Below are 16,322 nucleotides of genomic sequence, written 5' to 3' on the forward strand. Positions count from 1 at the left end.
TCAACAAAATAAGCCGGTCACGAAACTCGCCCTGACAAGCCACACACTTCGTGGCTTGTTGCGGAGCTCAGACAGTCGCTCCCTCTTCTCTTATTTTGTCTCCGCTACTCAGCGTGATGGGATGGGATTTATCTCACCAAACTCACATTGTGAAAATCTGAACGGTTCAAAAAAACAGATTCGTTTCTTAAAATCACTAACCGTTGCGCTCACTTGGTGTTCGGGGTCCCCATCTGCCGCGCCGAGCAACGCAGGATTGACGGGAGTTTTCGGCCATCGGCTGCCCGAGTTCCGCAACAAGCCACGTTCTGTGTGGCTTGTCAGGGCGAGTTTCGATGGACGCCCGGCAATTCGAGTAGCACAGGAAACAAGCGGAAGTTGGGGTGCACTTTCTTTTGGTTACTTGTTCTTTGTGCAAGCAAAGAAAAGTAACTCGCCTAAAGGGCGAAAAGCAAACTCTATCAATGTTGCCAAAAATAAAAAATCAGAAGAATGACCTTCTCAGTCAATCCAATCAACCAACGCTAGTAACTATGCTTAGCCTCAGGAAAGCTCCCCGCCTTCACTGCCTGCACATAATCTACCACCGCCTGCTGCACATTCCCCGCCTGCTGCAAGAAATTTTGCGCGAACCTTGGTGCTTTGTAGTCTTGTGGGGCTTTATCTGCCGGACCAGTATATATTCCCAATAGATCCTGCAACACCAGCACCTGGCCACTACAGCCAGCGCCTGCACCTATGCCTATCGTTGGTACACCAATACGCTGTGTGATATGCGCAGCCACCGCCGCAGGTACCATCTCGAACAGCACCATATCCACCCCGGCCTGCACCATAGCCTGTGCATCGGCCAGCATAATTTGCACACTTTCTTCAGTCTTGCCCTGAATTTTATAGCCACCCAGTTTTTCAACTGACTGCGGCGTAAATCCCAGATGCGCGCAGACAGGCACACCGTTTTCAACCAGGTATTGTGCTGTAGCAACCATGTCGCCACCGCCTTCGATCTTGACGATATGCGCACCTGCCGCGATTAATGTCTGCGCATTAGTGAGTGCCGTGGTTTTATCATGTTCATAACTGCCTGCCGGCATGTCACTCATGATCACGGTGGCTGGCGCGCCTTTAGCCACCAGACGGGTGTGGTAAATCATGTCTTGCATGGTGACGTCCAGCGTATTGGCAGCGCCTTGTACAACCATGCCCAGTGAGTCGCCCACCAACAGCACGTCTACACCAGCCAATGCCAGCAATTTGGCAAAGGTGGCGTCATAGCAAGTGAGCATGGCAATTTTCTCGCCCGCACCTGCTTTTGTGAGAAGGGTATTCAGCATCTGTTTCCGCCATCAACCTGTCAACACGGGCCGATGATGGTGGCCCACACCGCCAGGTTGAATTAAAAGTTGGGGTTAAAGTATTCGCGGCTGCTCTTAATCTGGCCAATACGCTCGATCAGCAAGTTAAAGGCTTCCGGGTCTTTAATAATATTGAGCTTTTCGTTATTCACGATCAGCAACGGTGAGGCATCGTAGCCGTGAAAAAATTCACTATAAGCTTCAGCCAGGCGGGCAATATACTCACGCGGCATATCTTGCTCGTAGCTGATATTGCGCTCTTCAATGCGGTCCATCAGCGCATCGACCGGCGTTTGCAAATACACCACCAGATCTGGCTTGGGCGCCTTGAGTTGCAAGTGCTGGTAGATCTGGTGATAGAGCGAATACTCTTCGTCATCGAGGTTGAGGCGCGCGAACAGTGGGTCTTTTTCGAGAAAGAAATCAGACACGGTGGGCTGGCCAAACATATCGCGCTGTGCCATATCTTCAATCTGGCGCGAACGCTGGAACAAAAAGAATAACTGCGTAGGTAGGGCGTAACGCTGCGCATCCTGGTAAAAGCGGGTCAAAAACGGATTGGCTTCAGCTTTTTCAGACAGCAATTCGACTGAAAACTTGTCGGCCAGCATGCGCGCCAATGTGGTTTTGCCACTACCAATCGGCCCTTCAATCACAACATAAGGAAAACGGGTAAACATGGTGGTTGCTCGTTCAGCGGATTTAATTCGGATTCAGTTTGCGCACGTCATCGTGCGGGTGTTCTGTTGTCCATTCTACAACAGTCTGTCCTTGTGGCAGCACAAAGTCGGGCACAATTTCAGCCAGTGGCAAAATGACAAAGCCACGCTCATGCATGCGTGGATGCGGCAATTTGAGCAGTTCGGTATCAAGCTGTATGCCGTCATAATCCAGCAAGTCGAGGTCCAGAATACGTGGCGCATTAGGAAACGGGCGCTCGCGACCAAAGGTCTGCTCAATATCAAGCAACAACTGCATCAATTGCGGCGCCGGCATCTCGGTCGCTACCTGCACCACGGCATTGATAAAGTCTGGCTGGTTGTCATATCCCACTGGCGCTGTCGCGTACAGGCTGGAGGCTTTTATCAAGCTTAAGCCAGGCGTGCTGGCCAATACCGCAATGGCTTTGCTGACCTGCGTTTCCGGTTGCTGCAAGTTGCTGCCCAGTGCAATCAGGGCAGTCGCCATCAAGCAGACTCCCCGCCCACAGGCTTTTTCTTGCGCGGTTTGCGGCGACGTTTTTTCGGCCCGCTTTCCGGCAGCAACATTTCTGTACGCTCATCGGTGCCTGCATCGGCAAAGCGTGTCCACCAGTCGCCCAGCTCTTGCGGCAATTCGCCAGAAGCGCAACGCAACAAGAGGAAGTCATAACCTGCGCGGTATTTCGGGTTGGTGAGCAATGCATAAGGACGCTTGCCAGAACGCTGTTCAAAGCGCGGTTGCATCACCCAGATTTCCTTCATAGTCGCGGTATAGCGATTGTGAATCGCCATTTTTTCGGCCTGCTTATCGATCACTTCATTCATCGCCTCATGCAAGGCCGGAATGATATGCTCGCCACGCTTCTGGTTTTCTTGCCAAGCCTGCAACACCTCATGCCACAGCAAGGTTGCGAACAAGAAGCTCGGGTTGGAAGACTTACCGGACAAAATACGCTCATCGGTATTTTTCAGCGCCAGCATGACAAATTTCTCACCCAGCGGCTGTTCCAGCACCACGTCCAACAACGGCAGCAAACCGTGATGCAACTGCTGAGCGCGCAGGGCATTGATGCTCTCAATCGCATGACCAGACAAGAACAGCTTGAGCATCTCATCAAACAAGCGGCTAGGCGGCACATCTTCGAGCAGGTCAGCCAGTTTGCGTATCGGTGCTTCTGTAGAGCGCTCCAGCTTCAGACCCAATTTGGCCGACAAACGTACCGCGCGCAACATGCGCACCGGATCTTCCTGGTAACGCGTGACGGGATCGCCAATCATGCGCAAGGTTTTGGCGCGGATATCGGCGACGCCATGATGAAAGTCCAGCACTTCCTGGCGTTTGGGGTCGTAATAGAGCGCATTGGCAGTGAAGTCACGACGTACCGAGTCTTCCTCAATACTGCCGAACACGTTGTCGCGGATGATGCGGCCACTGTCGTTGGTCTCAGCATCGCCATCACTCAGGTGATGGCCGCGAAAGGTCGAAACTTCTATCGTCTCATGTCCCCACAGCACATGCACCAGCCTAAAGCGGCGGCCAATAATGCGCGAGCGTCTAAACACCTTGTGCACCTGCTCAGGCGTGGCATTGGTCGCCACGTCGAAGTCCTTGGGCGGATGATTGAGCAACAAATCTCGCACCGCGCCGCCGACAATATAGGCCTGAAAACCGGCCTTCTGCAGTTGGTCGCAGGTCTTGAGTGCCGCCTGGCTAATATGCTTCTGGTTGATCTTATGTTTGCCCACCGGGATGATTTGTGCCGCGGGCAGTTGGGTGTGGGTATTCGCGCTGGCACGACGACGGAATACTTTTTGCAGTAATTGTTTAATCATTCGTTTTTTGCATTTCGAGCGCCAGCCTGGGCTGCGCTACAGTTTATGTTGGTTATTCCACAATACGTCCGGCACACCTGCCTGCCGGTTAAGCGTGCGACAGAGGACAAACAGTAAATCAGACAAGCGGTTCAGGTATTGCAACGACACAGGTGTTACCGGCGATTGCACATGCAAGGCATGCAACACCCGCTCGGCGCGACGGCAAACCGTACGCGCCAAATGACAGACGGAGGCTGCGCGGCTGCCACCCGGTAAAATAAATTCTTTTAACGGGCTAAGGTCTTCATTCCAGGCATCCAGCGTCAGCTCTAAAAACGTCACTCGCCCGGCCTGGATAAAATGATGTCCCGGCATACATAACTCACCACCTAGGTCGAACAAATCATGCTGAATCGCCAGCACACTGTCACGCACATCCTCTGCAACATCCTCAACCAGCAACATGCCGAGCACCGCATTCAGCTCATCGACATCGCCCATGGCCTCCACACGCAAGTCAGATTTTGCCACGCGTGAGCCATCGCCCAACCCGGTGGTACCGCTATCGCCAGTACGCGTGTAAATCTTGCTCAGCCTGTTGGCCATGCCTGACACCTGTCTAAAATCCGATATAATCCGGTCATTATAAATCATACCGTGCCATTTCGATGTGCTCAGCGATTGCAGTCAGTGCCCCAGTCGGGGTGATGGATTCCGGGGTCGGCGGCCTCAGCGTGCTCAAGCACCTCACAAGCCAACTTCCACACGAGCATTTCATCTACTTTGCTGATAGTGCACACGCCCCCTACGGCAACAAAACCGCCACAGAAATCCAGCAACGCTGCGAAATTGTCGCCAACACCCTGATCGCCCAAGGCGCCAAAGCCCTGGTCGTCGCCTGCAACACCGCCACGGCCGCCGCCATCGGCAGCATGCGCCAACACTACACCCTGCCGATTATCGGCATGGAGCCCGCCGTTAAGCCCGCGGCAGCCGCCAGCAAAAACGGCATCATCGGTGTACTCGCCACCACTGGCACCTTGCAAAGTGCCCAATTCGCCGCCTTGCTTGAGCATTATGGCCAGAACGTGCAAGTCGTCACCCAAGCTTGTGTTGGATTAGTGGAATGCATAGAACAAGGCCAATTGGATGCACCGCAGACACAAGCCTTGTTAAAACAATATTGCCAACCACTCATGGCGGCCGGTGCGGATACCATCGTGCTCGGCTGCACGCACTACCCGTTTGTGAGTCAATACATTCAACAAATAGTTGGGCCTGATGTCACCTTGATCGATACCGGCGCTGCCGTGGCCAAGCGCTTGCAACAGGTGTTAGAGCAAAGACAAATGCTCAATGCAGCAACGGAAGCTGGCGATTATGTGTTTTTAACAAGTGGAACGGAAGAGACACAACGGGTGATGCTGCAATTGTGGAGTCAAACTGCTTAGTTCAACTCAAGTTAAAGTGTAATAGAAAGAGATTCTGTTGAATTTGCATGCTTTGGCGAGCTTCAGCTAGCATTTTCTTTCGCCTTGTTGGCGAGTCACTTTCTGGTGCTTGCCCCCCAGAAAGTAACCAAAGAGGAAGACACCCAGCCATCACGGCCTGCGGCTACCTTGCGTTGCTCAAATTAGGACTTTCGTCCGTTGCTTTGCCGGACTTAGGCATAAGCGGTCACGAAACTCAACCTGGCAGCTCACAAACCCCGTGAGCTGCTGCGGGATTCGGTCAGTCGCTCCCTCTACTCTTATTTTGTCTCCACTACTCAGCGTGATGGAATGGGATTGATCTCACCAAACTCACATTGTAGAAATCTCAACGGTTGGAAATCAGATTAATTTGTTCAGTCCGACCATAGTGGCGCTCACTGGTTTTCGGGGTCCCCATCTGCCGCGCCGAGCAACGCAGGGTTGACGGGAGTTCTCGGCCATCGGCTGTCCGAGTTCCGCAACAAGCCACGAAGTGTGTGGCTTGTCAGGGCGAGTTTCGATGGACGCCCGGCAAGCCGAGTAGCGCAGGAATCAAGCGGAAGCTGGGGTGCACTTTCTTTTGGTTACTTGTTCTTTGTGCAAGCAAAGAAAAGTAACTCGCCAAAAAGGCGAAACAAAATACCAAATCAACCGGTCAATGCCCCCCCCCCTAAAGAATAATTTTTTACAAAACATCCAATAAAGCCAGAACGCTGTTCCACGCGACAATCAATCCAACAAACACAGGCTATTCAACCATCCAAAGAATCATTTTTTCAAACCTGCCCAATTCACGCGCAAAACCCATAAACAAAAAACCCACGCAATGCGTGGGTTTTTTCTACTTAATGGTGATGCACCTGCGTCCCGGGCTTCAACTTATATTTAGCCCCACAATACGGACAAGACACCTGCCCCGTTTTCGCCACATCCAGAAACACCCTTGGATGTGCATCCCACAAAGGCGTATCTTTGGTCGGGCAATGCAATGGCAAGTCTTTGCCGTCTACTTCAAACTCTTTGACATCAGACATTCAAACTCTCCAGCAAACAGGCAGTTGCCAATCAGTTAAACCAAAGTCAGCCAATGTGCGTACTTGGCATTTTTGCCTTTCACCACATCGAAATACAGGCTTTGCAGTTTTTCGGTGATCGGACCACGCGTGCCAGCACCAATCGCACGGTTGTCCAGTTCACGGATAGGCGTCACTTCAGCCGCAGTACCAGTGAAGAAGGCTTCATCAGCGCTGTAGACTTCATCACGGGTAATGCGTTTCTCGATCACTTCCAGGCCCAGCTCTACTTTCGCCAGGTGGATGATGGTGTCGCGGGTGATGCCTTCCAGCGCGGAGGTCAGGTCTGGCGTATACAGTTTGCCATTACGGATGATGAAAATGTTTTCACCGGAACCTTCAGCGACGAAACCGTCTACGTCCAGCAACAGGGCTTCCTGGTAACCATCTTGTGCGGCTTCCTGGTGCGCCAGGATGCTATTCATGTAGTTGCCGTTGGCCTTGGCCTTACACATGGTGATGTTCACGTGGTGACGTGCAAATGAAGACGTCTTCACCCGGATACCTTTGGTAATCGCTTCTTCACCCATGTACGCACCCCAGCTCCAGGCACCGACGATGACGTGCGTGGACAAGGTTTTGGCGGAGATACCCATGGCTTCTGCACCGTAAAACGCCATTGGGCGCAGGTAGGCAGATTCCAAGTTGTTTTCACGCACCGCAGCTTTTTGCGCTTCGGAGATCGTCTCTTTATCAAACGGCATTTTCATGCCCAGGATATGCGCACTGCGGAACAAGCGGTCAGTGTGCTCTTTGAGGCGGAAAATCGCGGTGCCCTTGTCGGTTTTGTAGGCACGCACCCCTTCAAACACGCCCATGCCGTAGTGCAGGGTGTGGGTTAATACATGGGTGGTGGCGTCACGCCAGTTGACCATTTTGCCGTCGTACCAGATAACGCCGTCACGGTCTGCCATCGAACTCGGTATTGCCATTTAAACTCGCCTTTAATCCGTCAGTCATCAAAAACCAGTATTGTAAACTAATCTGCGCCCTTTTCGCCTATGCTAGAATCCATTTCAATGATGATTTACAAGGATTTTTTGCATGTCTGTGCGTTTTAAGTGGGTTTATCTGGCATTCATCCTACTGACCAGCCTGTTGGTCGCTTGCCAGCAGGGCAGTTCCGCCAGCTTTATCGGCACCGATTTAACCGGCACCCAGTTTGGCAAACCGTTGTCACTGACTGACCACACCGGCAAGTTACGCAGCATGGAAGACTTTAAAGGCAAGGTCGTCGTGCTGTTTTTTGGCTACACGCATTGCCCGGACGTGTGCCCGACCACCATGAGTGACCTCAAGCAAACCATGAAACTGCTGGGCGACAAAGCCAATGACGTGCAAGTATTGTTTGTGACGGTAGATCCTGAACGCGATACGCAAGAAGTGCTGGCGCAGTTTGTACCGGGCTTTGACCCGCGCTTTATTGGCTTGCGTGGCACCGAGGCCGAGGTCGCGGCCAACCTGAGTGAATACAAAGTGTATGCCGCCAAAGTCAGCGAGCCAGGCAAATCTGGCTACACCATGGACCATAGCGCGGGACTATATGTATTTGATAAAACCGGCGCACCGCGCATTTACCTGGGATACGGCGAAAAACCGGAGAATATTGCCCATGATTTGCAGCTGTTGCTGTAAGCCTTGAATGCTGTCAGGAATCTATCCCACCAAGCACATCAAGAACGATTTTCATTTAGATTTTTATTTAAAATATTATTTAAAATCAAATAGTTACGTCAATATTTTTAATTGCATCATTTCTGTTTTCCTGTATGATGGCTGCATCAAAAATGCAAACAGGAGCCGGAAATGAAAGGCGATAAAAAAATTATAGACATTTTGAATGACTTGCTGGCGGGCGAATTATCCGCCACCGACCAATACCTCATTCACGGTGAAATGTATGCTGACATGGGGCTCAGCGTGATCTCAGAGCGCATTCTGCATGAATCCTTACATGAACGCGAACATGCTCGTGCACTGATCCAGCGCATCCTGTTCCTCGAAGGCAAACCCAACCTGGCCAAGCGCGATGCGCTCAACATTGGCAAAGACGTGAAGTCCATGCTGGAGTCTGACCTGGCACTGGAATATACCGTGGTCAAACACCTGAAAAAAGCCATCGAAGCCTGTGAACAAGCGCAAGACTTTGTCAGCCGCGAAATGCTGCTGGTGCAGCTGGATGACACCGAAATGGATCATGCTTACTGGCTGGAAAAACAACTCAGCCTGATCAAACTGGTCGGCATGGAAAACTATTGCCAAAGCCAAATGAATAACAGCCCGGCGGCAGGATAAGGAGTTCGCATGAAAGGCGATAAACAAATCATCGTCACCTTGAACAAGGTGCTTAAAAACCAGCTGACCTCGATTAACCAGTATTTTTTGCATGCGCGCATGTTTAAAAAATGGGGCCTGGAAAAACTCAACGATTACCAATACAAACAATCCATCCGCGTGATGAAAGAAGCCGATGAAGTGATTGAGCGCATCCTGTTTCTGGATGGTCTGCCCAACTTGCAAAATCTGGGCAAGCTGCTGATTGGCGAAGACGTGGTGGAATGCCTGCAAGGCGACCTCAGCTTTGAAAAAGAAGTGCAGCACCCGCAGCTGGTTGAAGCGATTGCTGAAGCAGAGAAACTGCAAGACTACGTGACGCGCGATTTGCTGACCGAGTTGCTGGAAGCCTGCGAAGAAGCCGTCGACTGGCTGGAAACCCAGCAACGCCTGATCACAGATGTGACCTTGCCAAATTATCTGCAATCACAGATTGAGTCCGACTAACCCCCGGCCTGTATATAAGCTGTTGAATTAAGCCGCGAAAGCGGCTTTTTTCTTGGCTGTCAGGAACCAATTTAACCTTGACAAACTCTCAATAAATGATAATAATTATCATTAGTAATCTTAGAGAGGCAATATGTACGTTTGCGTGTGTAATGCAGTAACTGAGCGTCAAGTTCACCAGGCGGTGAGAAATGGTGCAAAAACCGTGAAGCATTTGAAAGAACAATTAGGCGTTGGAGCGGAATGCGGCAAATGTGCCAGCTGCGCAAAGGCCTGCCTGAAAGAAGCGCACGCAGAACAGCATCCCGGCCTGGTTAAAAAACTGATTCAGTTAACACCCGTACAATTAGGCGCTGCCTGATTCATCCAGTTTAAAAAAAGGGGCGATCAGCCCCTTTTTTATTTCACCAAACATGCTTTGCTGCTAGCCGCATTGCCTACTACAATCTGCGCTTGTCCATCATTCCCTCATAGGCATGGCAAACCCCTCAAACACCAAATTAGACTGGCGCACATTAGTTCTATTATTGCTACCGCCGCTGTTCTGGGCCGGTAACTTTATCGCCGGGCGCGCTGTCAGCGCCGATGTCCCGCCAGTGGCGTTATCACTAATCCGCTGGGGGCTTGCCACACTCTGCCTGCTACCGTTTGCACTCAAGCCTTTTTTACGTGATCGTACCCACTACCTGGCTTATCGCTGGCATGTGCTGGGCACAGCGATTACTGGCGTTGCCACCTTTAATTTGCTGGTATATTGGGGCTTGCATACGACCAGCACGACCAATGGCATTATCCTCAATTCATTCATTCCATTCCTGGTGGCAATTTTTGGCTTTCTGCTTTATCGGCAACATTTGCCGGGCAATCAATTACTCGGGCTACTGGTCTCACTCGCTGGCGTACTCACCGTTGTCTCTCACGGCGATTTGCAGGTACTACTCACACTGGCCTTTGCACCCGGCGACGTGATTATCTTTTTAGCCATGATTTGCTGGGCACTATTCACTTTGTGGCTGAAACAGATTCCTGCCACGATAGACCGCAGCGGACTGATGCTCTGCCAGGTGCTCATCGCTTTAGCATTGCTGCTACCGCTCTATGCCTGGGAAAGCCAAACCACCACTGCCCATATCGAACACGCGCAGACCATATGGACGCTGCTATATATCGGCATTTTCCCGTCGGTGATTGCCTTTCTGGCCTATGCAAAGGCGGTCAGTCTGGTGGGCTCGGTACGGGCCAGTGTCTTTATTCATGCCATGCCGATTTTTGGCTCGCTGCTTTCCAGCCTGTTGTTAAAAGAGCCTTTTCATGCCTATCAACTAGCGGGCATGCTGACCATCTTTTGCGGTATCTGGCTAGCAAACAGGCAGGTAAACACATCCCCCACCAAACTTTAAACATTTAAAAAGGTCTGTTTTTATAGACCAGCTTTGACAGCCTATTTACCCACAAGGAGAAATGAAATGTCGATCACGCTTAATCCGGCACTCGACCTGGTTTTGGAAAGAGAAGTCGATGTCTCCCCGGCTGAAATCTGGCAGGCATGGACAACCCCTGAGCATCTTAAGGCCTGGTTCTGTCCACGCCCCTGGAAAACGGTAGACTGCGAAATCGACCTGCGGCCAGGCGGGGCGTTCCGCACCACGATGCAGTCGCCAGAAGGGCAGAGTTTCCCTAACAGCGGCTGCTACCTCGAAGTGATTCCCAACCAGAAACTGACTTGGACCAACGCCCTTGAAGCCGACTTCAGGCCGGTAAAAATCCCCGAGCAAACGCCTGGACATGAATGTGCCGAACTGATGATGACGGCCAGCATCGTGTTGACACCCTCGGCTCGCGGGACTTTATATACAGCGTACGCCTTGCATGCAGATGCCGCGTCTAAACAACGTCACGAAGCCATGGGATTTCAGGAGGGTTGGGGAATCGTACTCGACCAGCTAGTAGCCGAAATCAAAAAAGCCAGGTAAACGGCAATACACTCAGGCCATACGATGCAATATTGGCGACAGCGCTTTTAAATCCTTCTCGGCCTGCACATAGCGTGGGAACAAGCTGGCCTGTACGGCATAAAACCTGGCCGAATGGTTCATTTCTTTCAAATGTGCCATTTCGTGGCAAACCACATATTGAATGACATGGGGCGGCGCTTGAATCAAGCGCCAGTTCAAGCGGATTTGCTTGCGGCTGTTACAACTGCCCCAGCGCGACCTGGCATTGGAAAGACCGACGGCGCTGACTTTCTCGCCCATTTGCGCGGCGATGAGCTCTACCCGGCGCGTGAAGTCTGGCAGCGCTTGCTGCGCATACCATTGCAGTACTTTGCGGGCGACAAAGGCTGGCTGGTCGATCTGCGGCGACCTGACCAGCAACTGGTTGCCTTGTAGCGTCACTGCTTTATTGGTGGCATGGTGTTGTAGCGTCAACACGATATCCTGCCCCATAAACAACAGCGGCTCGCCATCCTGCCATTGCATGGGCGCGACCTGATTGGCTTCACGCAAGGCCAGCTTTTGCTGTATCCAGCCGGATTTTTCTAACAGGACTTGCTGCAGCTGCGTGGCTGAAATACGTTTGGGGGCGTGCACTACCAGGCCATTGGCAGTGATTTTAAGGCCGATGGTTCTGCGTGCGCGCAGGTCGAGCAGGTATTGGATGCTTTGCCCATTGGGCAATTGCAAGCGTTGCTCAATCACAGGTTTAACATCTCGGCTTCAATCCAGTCTTCAACCTGTTTATTGACCGCATCTGGCTTGAGGCCTTTGGTATCAATTGGCTGGCCGATGACCACCTGGATCACACCTGGATATTTAAGGATGGAATTTTTGCGCCAGAAGCGCCCGGCATTATGTGCGACTGGCACCACGGTGGTTTCGCTATGCGATGCCAGCCAGGCGCCACCGATATGATATTTACCACGATGACCAGGTGCTGTACGCGTACCTTCCGGGAAAATCACCACACTCAAGCCTTGCCGCAAACGGTCTTTGCCATTGTTGACCAGTTTTTTCAATGCCTCGCGGCCAGCACTGCGGTCAATGGGGATCGCATCCAGCGCCCAGAATGCCCAGCCCAGAAAAGGGATCATCAGCAACTCTTTTTTCATCACCCAGATTTGCGGCGGAAAAATGCACTGCAAGCCGATGGTCTCCCAGGCAGACTGGTGTTTGGACAGAATAATATGCGCGCTGGCAGGAATATGCTCACGCCCGGTGACGGCATAACGCAAATTGCACGTCACCTTGAGCCACCACAACACGCTATATGCCCAGCCACTGACCCAACGCGAACGCGTCACTGCCGGTAATGGCCTCAGCACAATCGCCAGTAAAGAAAAAGGAATCGTCAGTGCTACCAACCCCACATAAAACAGCAAGGCGCGCGCATACAACACGGCTTTTTGCATTATCTGTCACCTGCAATAATGTCTTGAACAGCCGCCGCCAGATCGGCAACGACGATAGTACTCTCGGGGACATCAGCCAGGTTATAGGTTTCTTCACCCTTACCCGTGCGCACCAGATAGGGCTGACAACCGGCTTTGGCAAACGCCTGCAAATCACGCAATGCATCGCCCACGCCAGGCACCTGGGTCAGCTCGACATTAAAACGGCGGCTGATCTCCTCCAGCATACCGGTATTGGGCTTGCGGCAATCACAATGGTCATCGGCGGCATGCGGGCAGTAAAACACGGCATCAATGCGGCCGCCCACTTGCGCCAGCGCTTTATGCATTTTGTCGTGAATGGCATTCAGCGTGGCCATATCGAAATAGCCACGCGCAATGCCGGATTGATTGGTCGCCACGGCTACGCGATAACCATGCTGATTGAGCCGCGCAATCGCTTCCAGGCTGCCAGGAATCGGAATCCACTCGTTGGGATTCTTGATAAAGGTCGCGCTGTCGCGGTTAATCACGCCGTCACGGTCGAGAATGACTAATTTCATGCATAAACTCCTGACGGCAAGAGATTAACTGGCCAACTTGGACAAGTCAGCGACACGATTCATGGCCTGATGCAAGGTCGCCAGCAAGCCTAGGCGGTTGGCCTTGAGTGCTGGATCATCTGCATTCACCATCACGGCATCAAAGAATGTATCGACTGGGGCCTTCAACACCGCCAGCGCTTGCAAAGAACCCGTGTAATCACCGGTTTCAAACAGCTGATCCGCTTTAGGCTTGGCCGCTGCCAGCGCCTGATGCAAGGCTTGTTCAGCAGGCTCTTGCAATAACTCGGCCTTCACCTCGGCTTTCACGTCACCTTCTACCTTTTTCAGGATATTAGACACACGCTTGTTGGCAGCCGCCAGCGCAGGCGCCTCGGCCAAATTGGCAAAGGCCTGCACTGCGCTTAAACGGCGTGGCACTTCGGCTAACTGATTCGGTGACAATGACAATACCGCATCCACCTCTTGCGCACTCGCGCCCTGGTCACGCAGGTTCACGGCCAAGCGGTCAAAACAGAAGGCTTTGATAGCTTCAGCCACTTCTTGGCTACCATTAAACACACTCAGGGTTTGTGCAATCAACTGGTCAAAAGCTAATGGCAAATCGGTTTCCATCAGCATGCGCAAAATGCCCAGTGCCTGCCTACGCAAGGCAAACGGATCCTTGTCACCGGTCGGTTTTTCACCGATGCTGAACAGGCCAACCAGCGTTTCCAGTTTATCGGCCAAGGCCACCACCACACCGACCTGGCTACGCGGCAATTCGTCACCGGCAAAGCGTGGACGGTAATGGTCTTCAATCGCATAGGCCACGTCATCGGCCAAACCCTCATGCTGGGCGTAGTAACGGCCCATAATGCCCTGCAACTCAGGGAACTCACCGACCATATCGGTCAGCAAGTCAATCTTGGACAAACGGGCGGCTTGCGCCACTTTGGCGACAAAACCGTCACCACCAATCTGCTGGGCCATGGCAGACGCAATCGCCACCACGCGCTCATTGCGCTCACCTTGCGAACCGAGCTTGTTGTGGTACACCACCTTACCCAGGCCTGGCAAACGGCTTTCCAGTGTTTTTTTACGGTCCTGGTCAAAGAAGAACTTGGCATCCGCCAGGCGCGGACGTACCACGCGCTCGTTGCCACCGATGACCTTGCTGGCATTAGCGGGATTGATGTTAGAGACGATTAAAAACTTATTCGTCAGCTTGCCGCTCGCATCCAGCAACGGGAAATATTTCTGGTTGGCCTTCATGGTCAGGATCAGACACTCTTGCGGCACAGCCAGGAACTCTTCTTCAAACTGGCCCAGCAACACGTTAGGACGTTCCACCAGAGCAGTCACTTCATCCAGCAACGCCTCATCTTCAATTGGCTTCAGGCCTTGCTTGTCAGCAGCGGCTTGCAGTTGTTTCACAATCTCGGCACGACGCGCATCAAACCCGGCAATCACCGCACCTTCATCGGTCAATTGCTGCGCATAAGTGTCAGCAGAAGTGAGGGTAACGACTGGCTGCTTGGCCTCAAAGCGGTGACCCTGGGTCGTATTACCCGCAGACAAGCCCAGCACAGACACAGGCACAACGACATCACCATGCAATGCCACTAGGCCATGCGCCGGACGCACAAAGTTCACACTCTGCCAGCCATCATTAATCTGGTAAGTCATCACTTTGGGAATAGGCAATTTGGCCAGCGTCTCATCCAGCGCTTTTTGCAGACCTTCATGCAAGATAGCCCCGGCTTGTGTCGCATACAGGAACAACACATCCGCCTTGCCATCATTTTCTGTGCGCAGCTTGGAGACGGCACTTTCATCCTCGCCCAAGGCCTGCAGTTTTTTCAGCAAGGCGGGCGTGGCGTTGCCATTGGCATCCAGGCCAACCGTGGCTGGCATCAGTTTTTGTGCGACTTGTTTATCGGCCGCTTTTGCCGACACCTGCGTAATATGCGCAGCCAGGCGACGCGGTGAAGCAAAGGTAGTCACCGCGCTGCCATCCACCAACAGGCCTGAAGCTTTCAGGCTGTCAGCCAGCACACCACTGAAAGACTCACCCAGTTTTTTTAATACTTTGGGTGGCAGTTCTTCTACAAATAATTCAACTAACAGGTTGCGGGTACTCATGCGGCGGCTTTCTTGTTTTGTTCGGCTTGTTCGCTCTCAATTTTGGCGATGACTTCATCAGCCCAGGCTTTAGGCGCCATCGGGAAGCCCAGGCGGGCACGGCTATCCAGGTAACTGGCGGCCACAGCGCGGGCCAGGTTACGGATACGGCCGATGTATGCGGCACGCTCAGTGACGGAAATAGCACCACGCGCATCCAACAAGTTAAAGGTGTGCGCCGCTTTCAATACTTGTTCATAAGCAGGTAAAGCGAGTTTCACTTCCATCAGGTGCTTGGCCTGTTTTTCATAAGCATTAAAAGCGGTGAACAGGAAGTCAGCATCCGAGTGCTCAAAGTTATAGGTCGATTGCTCAACCTCATTCTGGTGGAACACATCACCGTATTTGACGCCAGGCGAATACTCCAGGTCATAAACGTTTTCCACACCTTGCAGATACATGGCCAAACGCTCCAGGCCATAAGTGATCTCACCAGTAATCGGCTTACAGTTAATGCCGCCGACTTGCTGGAAGTAGGTAAACTGCGTCACTTCCATGCCATTGAGCCAGACTTCCCAGCCCAGGCCCCAGGCGCCCAGTGTCGGATTTTCCCAGTCATCTTCCACAAAGCGGATGTCGTTCTCTTGCAGATTAAAGCCCAGCGCTTCGAGTGAGCCCAGGTAGAGCTCGAGGATATTGGCCGGGGCTGGTTTCAGCACTACCTGATATTGGTAGTAATGTTGCAAACGGTTAGGGTTCTCCCCATAGCGGCCATCTTTCGGGCGGCGGCTGGGTTGCACATAGGCAGCTTTCCAGGGCTCAGGGCCCAATGCGCGTAAAAAAGTCGCGGTGTGGCTGGTGCCTGCGCCGACTTCCATATCGTAAGGTTGCAACAAAGTGCAGCCTTGTTTGTCCCAGTATTCCTGAAGCTTTAAAATAATTTGTTGAAAGGTCAGCACCATCGCGCCTGATCCGTTTGATTGTAAAACGAATATTTTACCTGATTCAGACTAGGTTAAGAAATCGCATTGCTGACCCGTTATAAGAGTTAGATGGTTTTTTTACGGTTTT

20 protein-coding genes are annotated in these 16,322 nt (G+C 52.2%); 8 read left to right on the top strand and 12 right to left on the bottom strand.

What is annotated here, in order from left to right; genetic code table 11:
• Positions 1-121: 121 nt before the first annotated feature.
• Positions 122-496, top strand: a complete 375-nt coding sequence (locus INP79_RS13385) for a hypothetical protein (RefSeq protein WP_228520008.1) — start codon at positions 122-124, stop codon at positions 494-496.
• Between the two features lie 28 nt (positions 497-524).
• Here INP79_RS13385 and panB read toward each other — a convergent pair whose 3' ends face one another.
• The 5 genes from panB to INP79_RS13410 form a co-directional block, all read right to left on the bottom strand.
• On the bottom strand, positions 525-1,334 hold the full coding sequence (gene panB / locus INP79_RS13390) for a 3-methyl-2-oxobutanoate hydroxymethyltransferase (RefSeq protein ID WP_194754752.1): 810 nt from the start codon (positions 1,332-1,334) through the stop codon (positions 525-527).
• 62 nt (positions 1,335-1,396) lie between these two features.
• A complete protein-coding gene (locus INP79_RS13395) occupies positions 1,397-2,035 on the bottom strand; it encodes a deoxynucleoside kinase (protein ID WP_194754753.1) in 639 nt (212 codons plus the stop codon).
• 22 nt (positions 2,036-2,057) lie between these two features.
• Positions 2,058-2,543, bottom strand: a complete 486-nt coding sequence (gene folK, locus INP79_RS13400; protein ID WP_194754754.1) for a 2-amino-4-hydroxy-6-hydroxymethyldihydropteridine diphosphokinase — start codon at positions 2,541-2,543, stop codon at positions 2,058-2,060.
• The gene (gene pcnB, locus INP79_RS13405; protein ID WP_194754755.1) at positions 2,543-3,889 is read right to left on the bottom strand and encodes a polynucleotide adenylyltransferase PcnB; all 1,347 of its coding nucleotides are present in this window, start codon (positions 3,887-3,889) and stop codon (positions 2,543-2,545) included. Before pcnB ends, folK begins: the two co-directional genes overlap by 1 nt.
• 36 nt (positions 3,890-3,925) lie before the next feature.
• The gene (locus INP79_RS13410) at positions 3,926-4,477 is read right to left on the bottom strand and encodes a cob(I)yrinic acid a,c-diamide adenosyltransferase (protein ID WP_194754756.1); all 552 of its coding nucleotides are present in this window, start codon (positions 4,475-4,477) and stop codon (positions 3,926-3,928) included.
• Between the two features lie 62 nt (positions 4,478-4,539).
• Between INP79_RS13410 and murI the strand changes: the two genes are divergently transcribed.
• Positions 4,540-5,322 (top strand): glutamate racemase, encoded by a 783-nt coding sequence (murI, locus tag INP79_RS13415; RefSeq protein ID WP_194754757.1) that lies wholly within the window; start codon positions 4,540-4,542, stop codon positions 5,320-5,322.
• 866 nt (positions 5,323-6,188) lie between these two features.
• Here murI and INP79_RS13420 read toward each other — a convergent pair.
• Together INP79_RS13420 and INP79_RS13425 are read right to left on the bottom strand one after the other, a co-directional pair.
• A complete protein-coding gene (locus tag INP79_RS13420) occupies positions 6,189-6,377 on the bottom strand; it encodes a zinc-finger domain-containing protein (protein WP_019883330.1) in 189 nt (62 codons plus the stop codon).
• Positions 6,378-6,412: 35 nt separating this feature from the next.
• The gene (locus INP79_RS13425) at positions 6,413-7,330 is read right to left on the bottom strand and encodes a branched-chain amino acid transaminase (RefSeq protein ID WP_370583286.1); all 918 of its coding nucleotides are present in this window, start codon (positions 7,328-7,330) and stop codon (positions 6,413-6,415) included.
• Between the two features lie 130 nt (positions 7,331-7,460).
• Here INP79_RS13425 and INP79_RS13430 point away from each other — a divergent pair, with 130 nt between their 5' ends.
• From INP79_RS13430 to INP79_RS13455, 6 genes are all read left to right on the top strand, one after another.
• Complete coding sequence (locus INP79_RS13430; protein ID WP_194754759.1) at positions 7,461-8,051, top strand: SCO family protein; 591 nt, start codon at positions 7,461-7,463, stop codon at positions 8,049-8,051.
• A gap of 171 nt (positions 8,052-8,222) precedes the next feature.
• Positions 8,223-8,711 carry a bacterioferritin gene (bfr, locus tag INP79_RS13435; protein ID WP_047516385.1) on the top strand — a complete coding sequence of 163 codons (489 nt, stop codon included), beginning with the start codon at positions 8,223-8,225 and terminating at the stop codon, positions 8,709-8,711.
• Between the two features lie 9 nt (positions 8,712-8,720).
• Positions 8,721-9,197 (top strand): bacterioferritin, encoded by a 477-nt coding sequence (gene bfr, locus INP79_RS13440; RefSeq protein WP_047516383.1) that lies wholly within the window; start codon positions 8,721-8,723, stop codon positions 9,195-9,197.
• Positions 9,198-9,330: 133 nt separating this feature from the next.
• Positions 9,331-9,558: a bacterioferritin-associated ferredoxin gene (locus INP79_RS13445; protein WP_019883336.1), complete on the top strand. Its 228-nt coding sequence runs from the start codon at positions 9,331-9,333 to the stop codon at positions 9,556-9,558.
• 115 nt (positions 9,559-9,673) lie between these two features.
• A complete protein-coding gene (locus INP79_RS13450; protein WP_194754760.1) occupies positions 9,674-10,597 on the top strand; it encodes a DMT family transporter in 924 nt (307 codons plus the stop codon).
• Between the two features lie 66 nt (positions 10,598-10,663).
• A complete protein-coding gene (locus INP79_RS13455) occupies positions 10,664-11,170 on the top strand; it encodes an SRPBCC family protein (RefSeq protein WP_194754761.1) in 507 nt (168 codons plus the stop codon).
• A 12-nt stretch (positions 11,171-11,182) separates the two neighbouring features.
• On the opposite strand, the gene INP79_RS13460 is transcribed toward INP79_RS13455, so the two are convergent.
• Genes INP79_RS13460 through glyQ form a run of 5 tightly spaced genes read right to left on the bottom strand, consistent with a single transcriptional unit; the run spans position 11,183 to position 16,210 of the window.
• The gene (locus INP79_RS13460; protein ID WP_024930671.1) at positions 11,183-11,896 is read right to left on the bottom strand and encodes a M48 family metallopeptidase; all 714 of its coding nucleotides are present in this window, start codon (positions 11,894-11,896) and stop codon (positions 11,183-11,185) included.
• Positions 11,893-12,606 (bottom strand): 1-acyl-sn-glycerol-3-phosphate acyltransferase, encoded by a 714-nt coding sequence (locus tag INP79_RS13465; RefSeq protein ID WP_194754762.1) that lies wholly within the window; start codon positions 12,604-12,606, stop codon positions 11,893-11,895. Before INP79_RS13465 ends, INP79_RS13460 begins: the two co-directional genes overlap by 4 nt.
• On the bottom strand, positions 12,606-13,148 hold the full coding sequence (gmhB, locus tag INP79_RS13470; RefSeq protein ID WP_194754763.1) for a D-glycero-beta-D-manno-heptose 1,7-bisphosphate 7-phosphatase: 543 nt from the start codon (positions 13,146-13,148) through the stop codon (positions 12,606-12,608). The genes INP79_RS13465 and gmhB overlap by 1 nt, the downstream gene beginning before the upstream one ends.
• 24 nt (positions 13,149-13,172) lie before the next feature.
• Entirely contained in the window at positions 13,173-15,272 is a 2,100-nt protein-coding gene (glyS, locus tag INP79_RS13475) for a glycine--tRNA ligase subunit beta (RefSeq protein ID WP_194754764.1), read from the bottom strand.
• A complete protein-coding gene (gene glyQ, locus INP79_RS13480) occupies positions 15,269-16,210 on the bottom strand; it encodes a glycine--tRNA ligase subunit alpha (protein ID WP_024930667.1) in 942 nt (313 codons plus the stop codon). The genes glyS and glyQ overlap by 4 nt, the downstream gene beginning before the upstream one ends.
• Between the last annotated feature and the right edge of the window lie 112 nt (positions 16,211-16,322).

This window comes from Methylophilus sp. QUAN (assembly GCF_015354445.1).
GTDB lineage: Bacteria > Pseudomonadota > Gammaproteobacteria > Burkholderiales > Methylophilaceae > Methylophilus.

Coding starts and splice junctions, on each gene's coding strand:
- INP79_RS13385 (WP_228520008.1), top strand. CDS start 122: ATGGGATTTATCTCACCAAACTCACATTGTGAAAATCTGAACGGTTCA.
- panB (WP_194754752.1), bottom strand. CDS start 1,334: ATGCTGAATACCCTTCTCACAAAAGCAGGTGCGGGCGAGAAAATTGCC.
- INP79_RS13395 (WP_194754753.1), bottom strand. CDS start 2,035: ATGTTTACCCGTTTTCCTTATGTTGTGATTGAAGGGCCGATTGGTAGT.
- folK (WP_194754754.1), bottom strand. CDS start 2,543: ATGGCGACTGCCCTGATTGCACTGGGCAGCAACTTGCAGCAACCGGAA.
- pcnB (WP_194754755.1), bottom strand. CDS start 3,889: ATGATTAAACAATTACTGCAAAAAGTATTCCGTCGTCGTGCCAGCGCG.
- INP79_RS13410 (WP_194754756.1), bottom strand. CDS start 4,477: ATGGCCAACAGGCTGAGCAAGATTTACACGCGTACTGGCGATAGCGGT.
- murI (WP_194754757.1), top strand. CDS start 4,540: ATGTGCTCAGCGATTGCAGTCAGTGCCCCAGTCGGGGTGATGGATTCC.
- INP79_RS13420 (WP_019883330.1), bottom strand. CDS start 6,377: ATGTCTGATGTCAAAGAGTTTGAAGTAGACGGCAAAGACTTGCCATTG.
- INP79_RS13425 (WP_370583286.1), bottom strand. CDS start 7,330: ATGGCAGACCGTGACGGCGTTATCTGGTACGACGGCAAAATGGTCAAC.
- INP79_RS13430 (WP_194754759.1), top strand. CDS start 7,461: ATGTCTGTGCGTTTTAAGTGGGTTTATCTGGCATTCATCCTACTGACC.
- bfr (WP_047516385.1), top strand. CDS start 8,223: ATGAAAGGCGATAAAAAAATTATAGACATTTTGAATGACTTGCTGGCG.
- bfr (WP_047516383.1), top strand. CDS start 8,721: ATGAAAGGCGATAAACAAATCATCGTCACCTTGAACAAGGTGCTTAAA.
- INP79_RS13445 (WP_019883336.1), top strand. CDS start 9,331: ATGTACGTTTGCGTGTGTAATGCAGTAACTGAGCGTCAAGTTCACCAG.
- INP79_RS13450 (WP_194754760.1), top strand. CDS start 9,674: ATGGCAAACCCCTCAAACACCAAATTAGACTGGCGCACATTAGTTCTA.
- INP79_RS13455 (WP_194754761.1), top strand. CDS start 10,664: ATGTCGATCACGCTTAATCCGGCACTCGACCTGGTTTTGGAAAGAGAA.
- INP79_RS13465 (WP_194754762.1), bottom strand. CDS start 12,606: ATGCAAAAAGCCGTGTTGTATGCGCGCGCCTTGCTGTTTTATGTGGGG.
- gmhB (WP_194754763.1), bottom strand. CDS start 13,148: ATGAAATTAGTCATTCTCGACCGTGACGGCGTGATTAACCGCGACAGC.
- glyS (WP_194754764.1), bottom strand. CDS start 15,272: ATGAGTACCCGCAACCTGTTAGTTGAATTATTTGTAGAAGAACTGCCA.